At 64.3% G+C, this 16,236-nt stretch carries 14 protein-coding genes; 8 read left to right on the plus strand and 6 right to left on the minus strand.

All coding sequences use genetic code 11. The features are described 5' to 3' along the window. The first annotated feature begins 116 nt into the window (after positions 1–116). A complete protein-coding gene (locus C8N35_RS00960; RefSeq protein WP_107987763.1) occupies positions 117–1,742 on the plus strand; it encodes a long-chain-fatty-acid--CoA ligase in 1,626 nt (541 codons plus the stop codon). Positions 1,743–1,862: 120 nt separating this feature from the next. Then, positions 1,863–2,747 carry a DUF1499 domain-containing protein gene (locus C8N35_RS00965; protein ID WP_170121975.1) on the plus strand — a complete coding sequence of 295 codons (885 nt, stop codon included), beginning with the start codon at positions 1,863–1,865 and terminating at the stop codon, positions 2,745–2,747. Between the two features lie 106 nt (positions 2,748–2,853). Here C8N35_RS00965 and C8N35_RS00970 read toward each other — a convergent pair whose 3' ends face one another. From C8N35_RS00970 to pdxH, 3 genes are all read right to left on the minus strand, one after another. After that, positions 2,854–3,759 carry an MBL fold metallo-hydrolase gene (locus C8N35_RS00970; protein WP_107988994.1) on the minus strand — a complete coding sequence of 302 codons (906 nt, stop codon included), beginning with the start codon at positions 3,757–3,759 and terminating at the stop codon, positions 2,854–2,856. A gap of 330 nt (positions 3,760–4,089) precedes the next feature. Beyond that, positions 4,090–4,245: a hypothetical protein gene (locus C8N35_RS23785; protein WP_170121976.1), complete on the minus strand. Its 156-nt coding sequence runs from the start codon at positions 4,243–4,245 to the stop codon at positions 4,090–4,092. A gap of 386 nt (positions 4,246–4,631) precedes the next feature. Then, positions 4,632–5,270, minus strand: coding sequence for a pyridoxamine 5'-phosphate oxidase (pdxH, locus tag C8N35_RS00975; protein WP_107987765.1), 639 nt, complete (start codon positions 5,268–5,270; stop codon positions 4,632–4,634). A gap of 22 nt (positions 5,271–5,292) precedes the next feature. Between pdxH and C8N35_RS00980 the strand changes: the two genes are divergently transcribed. After that, a complete protein-coding gene (locus C8N35_RS00980) occupies positions 5,293–5,778 on the plus strand; it encodes an RT0821/Lpp0805 family surface protein (RefSeq protein ID WP_107987766.1) in 486 nt (161 codons plus the stop codon). A gap of 217 nt (positions 5,779–5,995) precedes the next feature. After that, positions 5,996–7,018 carry a DnaJ C-terminal domain-containing protein gene (locus C8N35_RS00985; protein WP_107987767.1) on the plus strand — a complete coding sequence of 341 codons (1,023 nt, stop codon included), beginning with the start codon at positions 5,996–5,998 and terminating at the stop codon, positions 7,016–7,018. A 306-nt stretch (positions 7,019–7,324) separates the two neighbouring features. Here C8N35_RS00985 and C8N35_RS00990 read toward each other — a convergent pair whose 3' ends face one another. Genes C8N35_RS00990 through C8N35_RS01000 form a run of 3 tightly spaced genes read right to left on the minus strand, consistent with a single transcriptional unit; the run spans position 7,325 to position 10,776 of the window. Continuing rightward, positions 7,325–8,176, minus strand: a complete 852-nt coding sequence (locus C8N35_RS00990; RefSeq protein ID WP_107987768.1) for an SDR family oxidoreductase — start codon at positions 8,174–8,176, stop codon at positions 7,325–7,327. A 14-nt stretch (positions 8,177–8,190) separates the two neighbouring features. Beyond that, positions 8,191–8,937: a crotonase/enoyl-CoA hydratase family protein gene (locus C8N35_RS00995; protein WP_107987769.1), complete on the minus strand. Its 747-nt coding sequence runs from the start codon at positions 8,935–8,937 to the stop codon at positions 8,191–8,193. Between the two features lie 54 nt (positions 8,938–8,991). Beyond that, complete coding sequence (locus C8N35_RS01000; protein ID WP_107987770.1) at positions 8,992–10,776, minus strand: acyl-CoA dehydrogenase family protein; 1,785 nt, start codon at positions 10,774–10,776, stop codon at positions 8,992–8,994. 159 nt (positions 10,777–10,935) lie between these two features. On the opposite strand from C8N35_RS01000, the gene C8N35_RS01005 reads away from it, so the two are divergent. From C8N35_RS01005 to dxs, 4 genes are all read left to right on the plus strand, one after another. Beyond that, on the plus strand, positions 10,936–11,949 hold the full coding sequence (locus tag C8N35_RS01005; protein WP_107987771.1) for an L-threonylcarbamoyladenylate synthase: 1,014 nt from the start codon (positions 10,936–10,938) through the stop codon (positions 11,947–11,949). 422 nt (positions 11,950–12,371) lie between these two features. Next, complete coding sequence (locus C8N35_RS01015) at positions 12,372–13,298, plus strand: histone deacetylase family protein (protein ID WP_210203346.1); 927 nt, start codon at positions 12,372–12,374, stop codon at positions 13,296–13,298. A gap of 190 nt (positions 13,299–13,488) precedes the next feature. Beyond that, entirely contained in the window at positions 13,489–13,740 is a 252-nt protein-coding gene (locus tag C8N35_RS01020) for an exodeoxyribonuclease VII small subunit (protein WP_107987773.1), read from the plus strand. Between the two features lie 513 nt (positions 13,741–14,253). Continuing rightward, positions 14,254–16,170 carry a 1-deoxy-D-xylulose-5-phosphate synthase gene (gene dxs, locus C8N35_RS01025; protein WP_107987774.1) on the plus strand — a complete coding sequence of 639 codons (1,917 nt, stop codon included), beginning with the start codon at positions 14,254–14,256 and terminating at the stop codon, positions 16,168–16,170. The last annotated feature ends 66 nt before the right edge of the window (positions 16,171–16,236 follow it).

Here is a 16,236-nt window from a genome sequence, read left to right on the forward strand (position 1 = left end):
AAGCGGAGGCTTTACACTATCGTTCAGCTTGTCTTTAATCCCTGGAAAACATGACAAATTGCGCCAGATATCTCGCTCTGACGCACCCCGCGAATGGCTCTACTGGGAGGAACGCCATGCTCGGTCTGATGCAGGACTGGCCACTTCTTTGCACAAAAATTCTCGACCACGCCGCGATCTATCACGGCAATCGCGGGGTCATTTCACGCTCGATTGAAGGACCGATCGAGCGCGTGACCTATGGCGAACTGCGCCACCGCGCCCTCAAGGTCGCCCAGCGGCTGGAGCGCGACGGCATCAAACTCGGCGACCGTTGCGCGACGCTCGCCTGGAACACTGCACGGCATATGGAAGTCTGGTACGGCCTTCTCGGCATCGGCGCCATCTACCATACGGTCAATCCCCGGCTGTTTCCCGAGCAGATCGCCTGGATCATCAATCACGCGGAAGACCGGTTCCTGTTCGTCGATCTCACCTTCCTGCCGATCATCGAAAAGATCCGCGATCAATTGACGACGATCGAGAAGATCATCGTTTTGACCGATGCCGCCCACATGCCCGAAACGACGCTGGACGTGGTGGCCTACGAGGAGTGGCTCGGGCAAGCCGACGGCGATTTCGTCTGGAAACAGTTCGACGAGAACACGGCCGCCGGCATCTGCTACACGTCGGGCACGACAGGCAATCCCAAGGGCGTGGTCTATTCCCACCGTTCCAACGTCCTGCACGCGATGATGGCGATGCAGGTGGACATGCTGGGCCTGTCCAGCCGCGACAGGGTGATGCCCGTCGTCCCGCTCTTCCATGCCAACGGCTGGTCGCTCGCCTTTTCCGCTCCGATGGTGGGCGCGGCAATGGTGATGCCCGGCGGCCGCATGGACGGCGAAGCGATATGGGAACTTCTGGACACGGAGAAGGTCACTTTCACCGCCGCCGTGCCGACCGTTTGGCTGATGCTGCTGGAATATCTGGAGAGGACGGGCAAGACCCTGCCCTATCTGGAGCGTGTGGTCATCGGCGGTTCCGCCTGTCCGCGCGCGATGACGAAGAAGTTCGAGGACATCTACGACGTGCGCGTCATCCACGCCTGGGGCATGACGGAGATGAGCCCGCTCGGCTCGGTGTGCACGCTGAAGCCGGAATACGCCTCGCTTGAGGGAGACGCGCGGCTCGATATTCAGGAAAAGCAGGGCCATCCGCCGTTTACCATCGAGATGAAGGTGACGGATGACGCGGGAGCCGACCTGCCGTGGGACGGCAAGACCTTTGGCCGTCTGAAGGTGCGCGGACCTGCCGTCACCGGCGCCTACTTCAAGGGCGAGGGCGGCGCGGTGCTGGACGAGGACGGCTTTTTCGATACTGGCGACGTCGCCCATATCGACCCCTGCGGCTACATGCAGATCACCGACCGCGCCAAGGACGTGATCAAGTCCGGCGGCGAGTGGATTTCCACCATCGACCTGGAGAACATCGCCGTCGGCCACCCCGACGTGACGGAAGCGGCAGCCATCGGCATCGCCCACCCGAAATGGGATGAACGACCGCTACTTGTCATCGTCGCCAAGGAGGGCACGCATCCCACGCGCGAAGATATCATCGCCTACATGGAGGGCAAGATCGCCAAGTGGTGGATGCCGGACGATGTGGTCATCGTCGACGAGATCCCGCACACGGCGACGGGCAAGATCAAGAAGACGACCTTGCGCGAGACCTTCGCCGACTACCGGCTGCCGACGATCTGAACGAATGCGGATAGCCGCCCGGGCCGGTTTGCCAGCCCGCCCGGGCGTGCTATGGCTTTGCAGCAGAAGGCCGGCGCGTGTTGCGTTTTCCCGGCACCGCCACTTATTTCCGACAGGTCCATGCGCAAGCGTCTTCCGATCCGCCGTTCACGCGCGGCCACATTCAGCCGTTTCGCCGGCGTCGTGGCGATCCCCGTGGTCGTCATCGGGGCGCTTTTGCATCGCGGCGGGCATATCGATTCCACCGCTCTCTTCGCGATCCTGGCCGTCGGCTTCGCGCTGGCACTCGTTGCCGTCGCGGCGGGCGTGGGTGCACTCGCGGCGGTCTGGCGCGATGGGGCCAGGGGAACGGGCGCGGCGATACGCGGGCTTTTTTTCGGCCTGATCGCCCTGTCGCCGGCCATCGTGGTGGCGGGAGCGGCAATCTACTATCCGCGGCTGACGGATGTCTCCACGGATCTTGAAACTCCGCCCAAGCTCGCTCTTTCCAAGGGCGACACGAAACCGGGCGGGCACCTGAGACCGCAAGTGCAGCGTGCCGCCTATCCCGATATCGTACCGCGGCGTTTTCCTGTCGGCACGGCCCAGCTTTACCGGGCCGTCGAGCAGGTCATCAAGGAGCGCGGCTGGACAATCGCCGCCCATCTCGCACCGGCGATGAACGACGACCCGGCCGCCATCCAGATTGAAACCCACAGTCTGGTGCTGGGTTTTGTCGATGACGTGACGGTGCGCATTCTGCCCGATCCGATCGGCGCACGGCTGGACATCCGCTCCGCCTCGCGCACCGGCGCGCATGATCTTGGGGTCAACGCCCGGCGCATCCGCGATCTTCTCGCCTCCGTGGACGCGGTGCTGACCGAGGCCTACGGCATAACGGAAGTGCAGGAGAGCGACACCGCGCCGGTGGAAGTGCTGCCGGACGACTTCGACAAGCCGGCGGAGCCCGAAATTCCCGTACCCGGCGACAAGCCGCAATCCGGAGATCCCGCCGTCAGCGGGTAGCAAGAGAGATTGCATCCAGACCGCGCCACGGTCTGCGAACAATCCTGACAGGCGAGCCGGCCGGACGGTTCTCGAACAGGCCCGTGCCGACGCGGCGACGCTTCCCTTACGCCAGTTCGTAGTGCGCCGTCAGCGAAGGCGGCCCCTCGCACAGCACCGCGCCACGCGCCACCAGATCCTCGACATGGGCGAGGACCGACAGCGCGGCCGGACCGTGCAGAACCGGGTCGACGTCGCGATAGATGATCCTGACCATGGCCGGGATGGTGCCATCGCCCGCCTTGATGCGCTCCAGCACCGCCGCTTCACGCGCCAGTCGATGTGCCTTCAGGGCGGCGACGTAGCCTTGCGCCTCTTCCACCGTACCGCCGTGGCCGGGGTAGTAACGCGCTTCCGCGCGCGCCATCAAGGTTTCGAGCGAGGCCATGTAATCGGCCATCGATCCATCGGGGGGCGCGACGATGGAGGTGGACCAGGCCATGACGTGATCGCCGGAAAAAAGCGTGCCTTCCCCGCCCAGCGCGAAGGCCAGATGATTCGCGGTATGGCCGGGCGTTTCCACCGCTTCAAGCGTCCAGCCGTCGCCTTCCAGCGCCTCGCCATGGCTCAGCACGCGGTCGGCAACGTGCTCGCAATCGCCGCCGGCATCGAGCGGATTGATCTCACCGATATTGAGGGGACGGGCCGGCCGGTGCGCATCGGCGCCGACGATCGGAGCATCGACATGCGCTTTCAGCAGCCGGGCGCCCGGGGAATGATCGCGGTGGGTGTGTGTCACGACGATATGGGAAATCCTGCGCCCCTCGGCGGCAGCGAGGATCGCGCGGACATGGGCCTCGTCCGCAGGGCCCGGATCGATGACGGCGAGGTCTCCCTCGCCGATCAGATAGGTGTTGGTACCGTAAAAGGTGAAAGGGCTCGCGTTCGGCGCCGTCAGTCGTGCGACCAGCGGGGAAAGCCTGACGGCCTCGCCATAACGCGGCTCGAAGGTACGATCATGGATGAGAGGCAGGACAGAACGCTCCGCTTTGCGCCCCTTGCCGGGGCCATCGGACGGATCACGCACCGCGTTCGCGCACGCTCCGAAATCATGCCGCCGAAAGTGGCCGGCACGAAAGGATGCGAGCCAACGCACACCGATCCGCCGACAGCAGACATGGCGTACGCGTTATCCGTCTTGCAGCAGAGATAAGGCCTTTGACGTAAGGATACAAACAATACCGAACAGGCGTGCCAGTGCGGCATTCCCGATCAGGCAAGCCCCGAAGGCCCTGCCCGACCCGTCCGTAATCCCGTCAGCCTTGTCGCAAACGCAATGGTGCGACCAGCCCTGGAAGCCCGCTCAGTAGCCGCGCTTGGCCGCCTTCTTGCGCTGCTCCATTTCCTTGAAGCACACCGTTGCGGCCGAAATCGCCTGGATCCCGACGGGCTTGTACAGCTTGTCGAGATCCGGCTTTTGGTCGGCGTCTTGTTGATTGTCGTTGGCTTCCTTGCTCATCGCTCTCATCCGCATCGCTATAAAATCGGGTCCTATCGGGACCAAGGTTCCGCACTTATCGTTACGATTGCGTCACTTTCAGGATCACAGCATGTCGTTTACATGGCCAGTCACTTTAAGCGACAACATGTAATCTTTCGCGAATGACTGAAGTAACGTCAACGATGCGAAGCGTATCGGGTGTGCGACATTAGCGCTGGGCCATAAATGCATGAGCCCAATGCAGAAATGGATGTGCTACCCCACCGGCGGGAGCTTACGTAGCGGCGAAAAGGAAACCCCGCGACGCGACCGCGGAGCTTCGACGCGGGGGGCACGGCGTCCCGAAATTTTCCACAACACCCCGCGCCGGGCCTTGTCAAGCGCCCGATGCAGGCCGTGCGCAGTCAGGGATAGAGCCGCTGCGTGCTCCAGGGCGTGTCGGCGTTTTCGCGGCGGAACCGAAGCCGGTCGTGCAGTCGGAAGGGCCGATCCTGCCAGAATTCGATCTCGACAGGCTCAAGTCGAAAACCCGACCAGTGCGGCGGGCGCGGGATTTCGCCGAAGCCGAACTTGGCGGTGAATTTCGCCACTTCCTTTTCCAGTGCAAAACGGCTTTCCAGCGGACGCGACTGCTTGGAAGCCCAGGCGCCGATACGGCTTCCACGGGCACGCGAGGCGTAATAGGTGTCCGCTTCCTCGCCGGAAACCGGAGTGACTGGCCCCCGCACGCGCACCTGGCGGCGCAGGCTCTTCCAGTGGAAGCAAAGCGCCGCCTTGCCCTGGCCGAGCAGTTCGCGGCCTTTCGCGCTTTCGTAATTGGTGTAGAAAACGAACCCGCGCGGATCGACGTCCTTCAGCAGGACCATACGGACATTCGGCAGGCCGGTTTCATCCACAGACGCAAGTGACATAGCGTTAGGATCGTTGATCTCCGCCGCCTCGGCGTCTACAAACCATTCTGAAAAAATACGAAACGGATCCGTAGACTCCGCGGACTTACCCTTTGTTAACTCTTCAAAGGGATCTTTGACTGTCTCAGACATACGGGGTGCTTTCAGGTTCGGCATGAGTGTTCACCGCACGACGTTCTATACCGATCGCACTGGCTGGCGCCAGTGGCGCGTCGCACTGGTATCCGTCGCTCTTCTCGGCCTGGCCGGGTGCGGTCATATCTCGTTCCCCATGGGCAAGAGCAGCGAAAGCGACGCCTCTTCCATCAATACCGGATCCGTCGCCAGCATGAGCGACCCGCGAACCGACCGTGACGTCGCGGTGACCGATCGCGGCATCATCGCCTCCACCCTCGCCACCGCGCCCGAAACGCAGGAACCGACGCCGACCCAGCTCGCCTGGGCCAATCCGGAGACCGGCAACCAGGGCACGATCTTCGAGGTCGTCGATGCCGACCCGAAGGCCGCGGGCAGCTGCCGAAGGTTCTCGACCACCGCCAATACCATTGACGGCGTGCGCGCCTATTCCGGCATCGCATGTCCCGACAGCTTCGACAAGTGGCACGTGACCGTGCTACAGCCTGCCGACGCTGGCGCCTGAGGCCCGGCCCGCTCTCGATCCCTGATCGCTGCAAGTCCCGCGAAACGGCGCATTCAAGCTCCACGCAAGCGGTTGCACGGCAAATCGGCTGCGGGCCTGTCTACCTCTGGATTTTATTCCTACGAAACCCCATATCGGCGATGAATGGACGTCGGGGCGACGTCCGCTTACCATCGCCACGCTCGTGAGTGAGCGTTCTTCAACCACGGACCTGATCATGCGCGATCCGTACCAAGTTCTTGGCCTGACAAAATCCGCGAGCGAGGCGGACATCAAGCGTGCCTACCGCAAGCTCGCCAAGAAGTACCATCCCGATCAGCATCCTGACGACAAGAGCGCGCAGGACAGGTTCTCGGAGGTCAATCAGGCCTACGAGATCATCGGCGACAAGGCCAAGCGCGCGCAGTTCGACCGCGGCGAGATCGATGCCGAGGGCAAGCAGCGGTTCCAGGGGTTTGAAGGCTTTCAGGGCGCGCAAGGCGGCGGACGGCCCGGCGGCTGGCACTTCCGCCAGGGCGGCGGGGGGCCCGGAGGGGCGGCGGGTGCCGGCGGGTTCGATGACATCCTGAACGAGATTTTCGGCAGTTTCGGCGGCGGCGCACGTGCGCGTGGTGCCAGTGCCGGTGCCGGTGGAGGCCCAGGAGCCGGCGGCCCCGGATTGGGCGGCGCCGGCATGGGAGCGGGTGCCGGCACGCGCACACGGCCCCAACAGGGCGAGGACGTGACGATCGTCACCCGCGTCACGCTGGAAGAACTGGCCCATGGCGGCAAGGCCCGCGTGACATTGCCCAACGGCAAGACGCTGTCCGTCACCGTTCCGGCCGGCACGCAGTCGGGAGACCAGATCCGCCTGAAGGGCCAGGGCAACCCCGGCCCCGCCGGCGGGCCGGCAGGCGATGCCTGGGTGACGGTGCAGTTTTCTCCGCACCCCCATTTCACGCCCGAGGGCAGCAATCTGAGACTGAACCTTCCGCTGACGCTCTACGAAGCGGTGCTGGGCGCCAAGGTCCGCGTGCCGACGCTCGACAGCGCGGTGGAGATGACGATCCCCGCCAATTCATCGGGCGGGCGCACATTGCGGTTGAAGGGCAAGGGCCTGCCGACCAAGGAAGGCGGACATGGCGATCTTCTGGTGTCGCTGCGCCTCACGCTGCCCGAGGGCGGCGATGCCGATCTGGAAAAGCTCATGCGCGTGTGGCAGAGCACCAAACCCTACAGCCCACGCTCCGGCATGGAGTAAGACGGGGAAGGTCTGCCGGAGTTCCGTGACGGCGGAGCCTTCTTCACGTGCTTGGCGGCACGTCCTAAGAGGCGTCCCTTCGGGCCTGCTCACAATCTGGCCGGCGATTGGTGTCGGGCAGCCCGCACCACTCTCCGCTCGTCATCCCTGCCTGCGACCGGCAATGACGGGGACAGTTTTGCGAACTGCGACCCAACACCACTTGCCGACCCTCCCTTGCGGAGGCCTGAAGCGCCTCCTCAAGGAATCGGACGCACGTACGTTCTTCCATGCATCCGCACCTGCGCGGCAAGTGCAGCTTGCCGCCTATCCCATGCCAGCCGGCGCCGGGATGTCGTCGGGCACGAAGAAGTCGGGTGCCAGCGCCACGTCGGGGTCCATCCGGTACTGATCGAAATCGGTCCAGCCCTCGCCCGCGAGAAAGGTGTCATCGATCAGGAAATTGCCGGTGAACTCGCGCGACGGCTTTGCGAAGATCGCGGCGGCCGCATCGGCCAGGATTTCGGGCTTGCGGCTGGCGTGCATCATGGCATCGCCGCCCAGCAGGTTCTTGACCGCCGCCGTGGCGATGACCGTGCGCGGCCACAGCGCGTTGACCGCGATGCCGGCGCTGCGCAGTTCGCCCGCAAGGCCCAGCACCACAAGGCTCATGCCGTATTTCGCGATCGAATAGGGCGTGTGGCCGGCGAACCACTTCTCCTTCATGTCGAGCGGCGGCGAGAGCATCAGGATGTGCGGGTTCTCCGCCTTTTCCAGATGCGGGATGGCGTATTTGGAGGTCATCAACGTGCCGCGCGTGTTGATCTGATGCATCAGATCGAAGCGCTTCATGTCCGTCTTCTGGACGTTGGTCAGCTGGATCGCGCTGGCGTTGTTGACCACGATATCCAGCCCGCCGAACGTCTCCACGGTCGCCGCGATGGCCTCCTTCACGCTTTCCTCGTCACGCACGTCGACGACGAGCGGCAGCGCCTTGCCGCCGGCCGCTTCGATCTCGTCCGCCGCGGTGTAGATCGTCCCCTCCAGCTTGGGATGGGGTTCCGCGGTCTTGGCCGCGATTGTGACGTTGGCTCCCTCGCGGGCTGCCTTGAGCGCGATCGTGAGACCGATGCCACGCGAGGCACCGGTGATGAAAAGCGTCTTTCCGGCCAGGCTCATGTTTCTCTCCCAGTTCAACCCTTGCTGCGCGCCATGAAGGCGGCGAATGCGGCACGCGCCTCGTCCGATTGCAGACGGGCGCGAAAGGCGGCGGATTCCTCATCGATGCGGGCGATGATCGCCTCCCGGTCGCCACGCAGGAACCGCCTCGCGATGGCGAGCGCGGCCGGCGGCTTGGCGGCGATGGTGCGCGCGGCGGCCAGCGCCGTCTCCTCCAGCGCCCCCTCCTCCACCACGTGATTGACGAGCCCGGCCCGGAATGCGGCCTCGGCATCCAGCGGCGCCCCCAGACACAACAGTTCGAAGGCCCGCTGCGGCCCCATGATGGCGGGGGCCAGCAACGTGGAAGCAGCTTCCGGCACCAGCCCCAGATCAAGGAAAGGGGTGCGGATCGTCGCGCGCGGCGAAGCGAAGACCATGTCGCAATGCATCAGCATGGTGGCGCCGACACCGATGGCGAGGCCATCCACGGCGGCAAGCACCGGCTTTTGCGATGCCGCGATGGCCTTCAGGAAACGGATCACCTCCGTTCCCAGCCCCTGCCCGGTTTCCGCGACCTTCATGAAGTCTGCGATGTCGTTGCCGGCGGTGAAGGCGCCGGGTCCCCCCAGGATCAGCGAGACGCGAACATCCTCCGCCATATCCGCGTCTTCGAGGGCCTCGGCCATCGCCTCGTACATGGTCCCGGTCAGCGCGTTCTTCTTTTCCGGACGATCCATGCGGATCGTCCGGATACCGTTATTCGTCTCAGTGCGGATCATGATCCCCCCTGCTCCCTCGTTCTCGTCGTATTCAAGGTTCGGCCCGGTATCGGATCAGCCAGCCATCAACGCGGCATCGGCCGTCAGCAGGCTGGCGGAACCATCCGTCACCGTGAAACGCAGGGATGCGGTTTCGCCGATCAGATTGCCGGCGAAATAGCGCGCGACATGGATGCGAAGCGCATCGGCCGGGGCTTCCACGCCGATGCGGGCGGTCGCCAGCGCACCTTGCACCAGCAGCGCGCCACCGGCGGCAAGACCGAACAGCCGGAGAAAGGGCGTGGCGCCGGCAAGCGCCTCTTCCATGCGGCCGTCCTTCTGAGCCTCCAGCATCCAGTCGGTCGCGGCGGCGAGGTCATCGAGCGCGGTACCGACCTTGCCGGCCATTTCGGCAAAGCCGTCATGGTTCTGCGTCGCCGCCTCGTTGACGATGGCACGCATCTCCTCGATGAAACCACGCACCTCGCCGCTGCCCGAGAGCGGCAGCTTGCGGGTGACGAGGTCGATCGCCTGGATGCCGTTGGTGCCCTCGTAGATCGGGGCGATGCGCGCATCGCGCAGGAACTGGGCCGCGCCCGTCTCCTCAATATAGCCCATGCCGCCGTGGATCTGGACGCCGAGCGAGGCGACCTCGACACCGATATCGGTGGGCACGGCCTTGGCGAGCGGGGTGAGGAGTGCGGCGCGCTCCGCCCAGCTCTTTTTCTCCGCGCCCTCGGACTTGTGGGCCATGTCGATGGCCGCCGCGCAGCGGTAACACAGCGCCCGGGCAACACTTGTGAGCGCGCGCATGGTCATCAGGTTGCGGCGGATATCGGGATGGGCGGAGATCGGGCTCATGCCCTCGCCCGACCAGCCCGGCGCCTTGCCCTGACGGCGTTCATTGGCATAGGCGAGCGCATGCTGGAGGGCGGCTTCCGCGACGCCAAGCCCCTGCACGCCGACGGCAAGCCGGGCGTTGTTCATCATCGTGAACATGCAGGCGAGCCCCTTGTGCTCCTCGCCGACGAGCCAGCCCTTCGCGCCGCCCTTGTCGCCATAGACCATGGTGCAGGTGGGCGAGCCGTGGATGCCGAGCTTGTGTTCGACGCTGGCGCAATGGACGTCGTTGCGCTCGCCCAGGGTGCCATCCTCGTTGACGAGGAATTTCGGCACCAGGAAAAGCGAGATGCCGCGCGTTCCAGCCGGCGCATCGGGCAGGCGGGCAAGCACCAGATGGACGATGTTGTCGGTCAGGTCGTGTTCGCCGTAGGTGATGAAGATCTTCTGGCCGAAAACGGAGTAGGTGCCGTCTTCGTTGCGGTCGGCGCGCGAGCGCAGGGCACCGAGATCGGAGCCGGCCTGCGGCTCCGTCAGGTTCATCGTCGCCATCCATTCGCCGGAGACGAGCTTGGCAAGATAGGTCTTTTTCAGGTCGTCGCTGGCGTGGGCGATCAATGCCTCGATGGCGCCGGCGGTCAGTGTCGGGCCGATGGCGAAGGACATGGAGGCGGAATTCCACATCTCGTAGGTCGCGACCTGCAGCATCGTGGGCAGATCCTGGCCGCCATAGGCCGCCGGCGCGGTCAGGCCGTTCCAGCCGCCTTCCGCCCAGCCACTATATGCCTCGCGCCAGCCCGGCGGTGTCGTCACCTCGCCGTTGTCCCAAGGGGTGCCAAAACGGTCGGCGATCTTGTTGAGCGGCGCGATCTCCTCCGCCGCGAAACGTCCCGCCTCGCCGAGGATCGCCTCAACAAGGTCCTCGCTCAATTCGTCGCCGCCGAACGCATCGGCGATGCGGTCGAATTCCGCGACATGCCGCAGCATGAATCCGATTTCGGATACGGGAGCGCTATACATGAAAGTCATCCTCACCCTTGACCTTGACGTGGGGCAGCTGGTTGCGCAAAACGCATGCGCCTCCTGATTGAAGACGACTCTGCCTCCTCCGCAATCGCCTTCCGGGGCGACAGTAGCGCGCCTGACCATGCCGTCAACGATGCCGCTAGGGAAACACCGATGACTATCTGGCGGATCGATCCGACAAGCGACGACTTCATGGTCCATGAGGGCTTCCGCCGTGCGGTGGATGCGATCCTTGCCGGCGACCTCGTCGCCGTGCCGACGGAAACGGTCTATGGCCTTGCCGCGGACGCGACGAACGCCGAGGCCTGCGCGCGCATCTATGCCGCCAAGGGCCGACCGCGGTTCAATCCGCTCATCAGCCATCTCCCCGACATGGAAGCAGCACTGCGGATCGGCGTCTTCGACGCGCGCGCGCAGGCGCTGGCCGATGCCTTCTGGCCCGGCCCGATGACCCTCGTCGTGCCGCGCCGGCCGGGAGCGCCGGTTTGCGATCTTGCGACGGCGGGGCTCGACACGATCGCCCTGCGGGTTCCCGATGCCCCGATCATGCAGGCGCTGGCGCGCGAAAGCGGACGCCCGCTCGCAGCGCCCAGCGCCAACCGTTCGGGGCGAATCAGTCCGACCACGGCGCAAGCGGTGAACGAGGATCTCGGCGAACGCGTTCCGGTCATTCTCGATGCGGGCCTGACGCGGGTGGGCGTGGAATCAACCATCGTCGCTCTACTGGAGGGAGAAGCCCGGCTGTTGCGCCCCGGCGGCATCGCGCGCGAGGATCTGGAGCGCGTTCTCGGCCGCCCTCTCGCAGCCCCCGCCGCCGCAAGCGCGGACACCCCGGCCGGGCCGGGCATGCTGAAATCCCACTACGCGCCCCGCGCAAGGGTGCGGCTGGAGGCCGACGACATCGCCCCCGGCGAGGCCTATCTCGGGTTTGGACCGGTGCCCGATGCGATTGCCCGCAAGGCCAGCATCGCTCGAACCCTCAGCGAGAAAGGCGACGTAGAGGAAGCTGCCGCTCGTCTTTTCTCAGATCTTCGAGCCCTCGATGCCACGGGCGTGGCCTCCATAGCCGTGGCTCCCATACCGAAAACCGGGCTCGGCGAGGCGATCAACGACCGTTTGGGTCGCGCCGCCGCCGACCGGACGGGCCCCGGCGCGCGCGAGGACTGACAGCGTAATACAATCTTCTTCGTTTCGAACACACCACATATAAACGACCTGTTTAGATTTATAAGTAAATTCCACTAAGATTCGTCTCTATAAGTATTTTCTATTTCGACTATTCCTATTTTATTCTTGCCGCCCTCGGCCACTTCTGGCATAAAGCTTCTCGGAACCCCTGGTGATGCAGCGGACCTCCCAACCCCGGGCAAGACTCCTCCCATTTGCCCGCACCTTTCCGGCGACAGTTATTCTCATAACTGTCGCTTTCTTTTTTTTCTCCCACGTCATTTGCGCGCCTCTCCGCCATCTCCTTGACGCGATACTGACGTCAGGGCTCCAAATGCCGGGCTTTCCCGATAAGGCGGATTGACAGGAAATGCCCGGGCGCGTCTGATCGGCGGATTGACAAACATTCATCGGGGTCCGACTTGGCGACGCTGTTGCTGCATCATCCTTGTTTTCTCGAACACCACACACCGCTTGGGCATCCGGAAAGACCGGACCGGATGCGCGTGGTCGACAGGATCCTTGAGCACGAACGGTTCCAGACCCTGGAACGCGACGTCGCCCCCATGGGCGAGATCGAAGCCGTCGAGCTGGCTCATCCGGCCAGGCATGTGGAGATGATCCGCAAGAACATGCCGATGGAAGGTCTTGCGCGCCTCGATGCGGATACCACCGTCTCGGCGGGAAGCTGGGAGGCGGCGCTGCGCGCCGTGGGTGCGGGGTGTCAGGCGGTCGACGAGGTGATGGAAGGCAAGGTCAAGAACGCCTTCTGCGCGATCCGTCCGCCCGGCCACCATGCCGAGCACGAACGGGCCATGGGCTTCTGCCTGTTCAACAACATCGCCATCGCCGCCCGCCACGCGCAGAAGCGGCACGGGGCAGAGCGTGTCGCGATCATCGATTTCGACGTCCACCACGGCAACGGCACCCAGGATATCTTCTGGGACGATCCGAGCGTCATGTACTGCTCCACCCACCAGATGCCGCTGTTTCCCGGAACCGGCGCGGCCAACGAGACGGGCGCCGGCAATATCGTCAACGCACCGCTGATGGCAGGTGACGGCAGCGCGCAGTTTCAGGAAGCGGTGGAGGTGATGCTGCTGCCCCGGCTGACGGACTTCAGGCCGGATCTCGTCCTCATCTCCGCCGGCTTCGACGCTCACAAGCGCGATCCGCTGGCGAACATCAACCTGCTGGAGGACGACTTCGCCTGGATCACCGCCAAGCTGATGGACATCGCCGATCAGAGCTGCGGCGGTCGCGTCGTCTCCATGCTGGAAGGCGGATACGACCTGGAGGGGCTGGCCCGTTCCGTCGCCGCCCATGTGATGACGCTGATGGACGCATGAACGCCGACCACCTGAAAACACGCGGCTGAAAACACGCGGCTGAACGCCCGGCTTCCGTTCCTCTCCCGATTTCGCAACTCTCCTTACCTTGCGTATGTGAAGTGCGCACGCGTTGAGGCTTGACGCGGGCGGGCGAGCACCCGACCCTGCCGCCAACCGAATCCCGGAACCGAACGGACGCGCCGAGGCCATGACCGAACCCCAACCCAAACCCGTCGTCGAGATGAGCTTCGAGGAAGCCCTGCGCGAACTGGAAACGATCGTGCAGAGGCTGGAGCGCGGCGACGTGCCGCTGCAGGAAAGCATCTCCCAGTACGAGCGCGGCGACAAACTTCGTGCCCACTGCGACAAATTGCTTCAGGCGGCAGAAGCCAAGGTGGAAAAGATTCGTCGCGGCAACGACGCCACCGCCAGCGGCACGGAACCCCTCGACGTGGAATAATCCACGCCAGGCGCAGGTAGTATCGCATCTGCCGCAGGGACACACTTCGTAACGGAACGGAACGATCGATTTCGCACGGCGCACCCGACCGAAGGTCTCCTTGCGCCGTAACGGTATTGCGAAACACGAGCGACCCGAGTTACGTAACATCACAATTATTAGAATTGGAATAGTCGGGCCACCGGAGACAGCAGAGCTGGCCAGGACGGGGTACGTATACTCCCCACGCACAGAAAAAAGGGCCGCGGCGAACCGCGGCCCAAGTCGTTCACTGTGCACGTGGCCCCATCGACCACGCGAGTTTTATATTCTGTTTCTCGGTAAAAATCATCACCCTAATCAATATGAGTTAGCATTTTTAGGTTTTGGGGAGATCGTCGCTACGGAATCCCTGGGAAACGGCGGATTACGCATCTGCGGAACGCTGCCCCCTGCTTCGCTTCAATTGCGCGCGTCGGCGACGTGGTGTAAGCGTGCCCTTTCCCTCGAACCCAGCAGGCACATATTCGTGCGATGACGCAGCTCGCCACACCTCTTCTCGACACGATCAGCAAACCCGAAGATCTACGGGGCCTTGAGCCTCACGACCTTCGCCAGCTCGCGGACGAACTGCGGGCTGAAATGATCGATGCCGTCTCGCAAACCGGCGGCCATCTCGGCGCCGGACTGGGCGTCGTCGAACTGACCGTGGCCCTGCATTACGTGTTCAACACGCCCGACGACCGTCTGATCTGGGATGTCGGCCACCAGGCCTATCCTCACAAGATTTTGACCGGCCGGCGCGACCGAATCCGCACGCTTCGCCAGCCGGGCGGGCTCTCCGGTTTCACCAAAAGAACCGAATCCCCCTACGATCCGTTCGGCACGGCGCATTCCTCCACCTCCATCTCCGCCGGGCTCGGCATGGCGGTCGCGCGCGATCTCGACCATCGCGACAACAACGTGGTGGCGGTGATCGGCGACGGGGCGATGTCGGCCGGCATGGCCTACGAGGCGATGAACAATGCGGGGGCGCTGAAGTCGCGCCTGGTGGTGGTGCTGAACGACAACGACATGTCGATCGCCCCGCCCGTCGGCGCCATGTCTGGCTATCTCGCCAAGCTTGTTTCCGGGCGCACCTATCACTCGCTGCGCGAGATCGCCAAGAGCGTCGCCAAGGCGCTGCCCGACCCGCTGCAGAAGGGTGCGGCGCGGGCGGAGGAATACGCGCGCGGCTTCTTCACCGGCGGCACGCTGTTCGAGGAACTCGGCTTCTACTATGTCGGCCCGATCGACGGCCACAATCTCGACCACCTGCTGCCGGTCCTGAAGAACGTGCGCGACACGCGGGAAGGGCCTGTGCTGGTCCATGTCGTCACACAGAAGGGCAAGGGCTACGAGCCGGCGGAGAATTCCTCCGACAAGTATCACGGCGTTGCCAGATTCGACGTGGTCACCGGCAAGCAGGCCAAGCCGACGCCGAATGCGCCGAGCTACACGCGCGTCTTCGGCGAAAGCCTTGCACAGGAGGCGCGCGAGGACGACCGGATCGTGGCAGTCACCGCCGCCATGCCATCGGGCACGGGCGTTGATATCTTCGGCAAGGAATTCCCCGAGCGCACTTTCGACGTCGGCATCGCCGAGCAGCACGCCGTGACCTTCGCGGCCGGACTTGCGACGGAAGGCTTCAAGCCGTTCACGGCGATCTACTCGACCTTCCTGCAGCGCGCCTACGATCAGGTCGTGCACGACGTCGCAATCCAGCACCTGCCGGTGCGCTTCGCGATCGATCGTGCCGGCTTCGTCGGCGCCGACGGGCCGACCCATGCCGGCTCGTTCGATATCGGCTACCTCTCCGCGCTGCCCGGCTTTACCGTGATGGCCGCGGCCGACGAGGCGGAGCTGAAGCACATGGTGGCCACGGCGGCGGCCTTCGACGAGGGCCCTATCGCCTTCCGCTATCCGCGCGGTGAAGGCGTCGGTGTGGAGATGCCGGAACGCGGCATACCGCTGGAGATCGGTCGTGGCCGGGTCGTGCGCGAGGGCACCAAGGTCGCCCTTCTCTCGCTCGGCACCCGTCTTGCCGCCTGCATCGAGGCTGCGGAGATGCTGGAGGCAGGCGGCCTGTCGACGACGGTCGCCGATGCGCGCTTCGTCAAGCCGCTCGACACAGATCTCGTGCGCCGGCTCGCCACGCAGCACGAGGTGCTGATCACGGTGGAGGAAGGTTCGATCGGCGGCTTCGCCGCCCATGTCGCCCAGTTCCTCATCGACGAGGGACTGCTCGACGGCCACGTGAAACTTCGCACCATGATGATGCCGGACAGTTTCGTCGACCACAACAAGCCTGATGCGATGTATGCGGGCGCCGGCCTCGATGCCACCGGAATCGTCACCCGCGTCTTCGAGGCGCTGGGGCGCGATACAGCGGAAGTCGGCCGGCTCGCGTAAAACGGCATTAAATCCATTTTCACCATCGCTTTGCTAGGCTATGTCCGCGCCTCGGGAGCGATAACG

Source organism: Breoghania corrubedonensis, from assembly GCF_003053845.1.
Lineage (GTDB): Bacteria > Pseudomonadota > Alphaproteobacteria > Rhizobiales > Stappiaceae > Breoghania > Breoghania corrubedonensis.

Coding starts and splice junctions, on each gene's coding strand:
- C8N35_RS00960 (WP_107987763.1), top strand. CDS start 117: ATGCTCGGTCTGATGCAGGACTGGCCACTTCTTTGCACAAAAATTCTC.
- C8N35_RS01020 (WP_107987773.1), top strand. CDS start 13,489: ATGACCGAACCCCAACCCAAACCCGTCGTCGAGATGAGCTTCGAGGAA.
- C8N35_RS00965 (WP_170121975.1), top strand. CDS start 1,863: ATGCGCAAGCGTCTTCCGATCCGCCGTTCACGCGCGGCCACATTCAGC.
- dxs (WP_107987774.1), top strand. CDS start 14,254: ATGACGCAGCTCGCCACACCTCTTCTCGACACGATCAGCAAACCCGAA.
- C8N35_RS01000 (WP_107987770.1), bottom strand. CDS start 10,776: ATGTATAGCGCTCCCGTATCCGAAATCGGATTCATGCTGCGGCATGTC.
- C8N35_RS00990 (WP_107987768.1), bottom strand. CDS start 8,176: ATGAGCCTGGCCGGAAAGACGCTTTTCATCACCGGTGCCTCGCGTGGC.
- C8N35_RS00985 (WP_107987767.1), top strand. CDS start 5,996: ATGCGCGATCCGTACCAAGTTCTTGGCCTGACAAAATCCGCGAGCGAG.
- pdxH (WP_107987765.1), bottom strand. CDS start 5,270: ATGTCTGAGACAGTCAAAGATCCCTTTGAAGAGTTAACAAAGGGTAAG.
- C8N35_RS23785 (WP_170121976.1), bottom strand. CDS start 4,245: ATGAGCAAGGAAGCCAACGACAATCAACAAGACGCCGACCAAAAGCCG.
- C8N35_RS00995 (WP_107987769.1), bottom strand. CDS start 8,937: ATGATCCGCACTGAGACGAATAACGGTATCCGGACGATCCGCATGGAT.
- C8N35_RS01005 (WP_107987771.1), top strand. CDS start 10,936: ATGACTATCTGGCGGATCGATCCGACAAGCGACGACTTCATGGTCCAT.
- C8N35_RS00980 (WP_107987766.1), top strand. CDS start 5,293: ATGAGTGTTCACCGCACGACGTTCTATACCGATCGCACTGGCTGGCGC.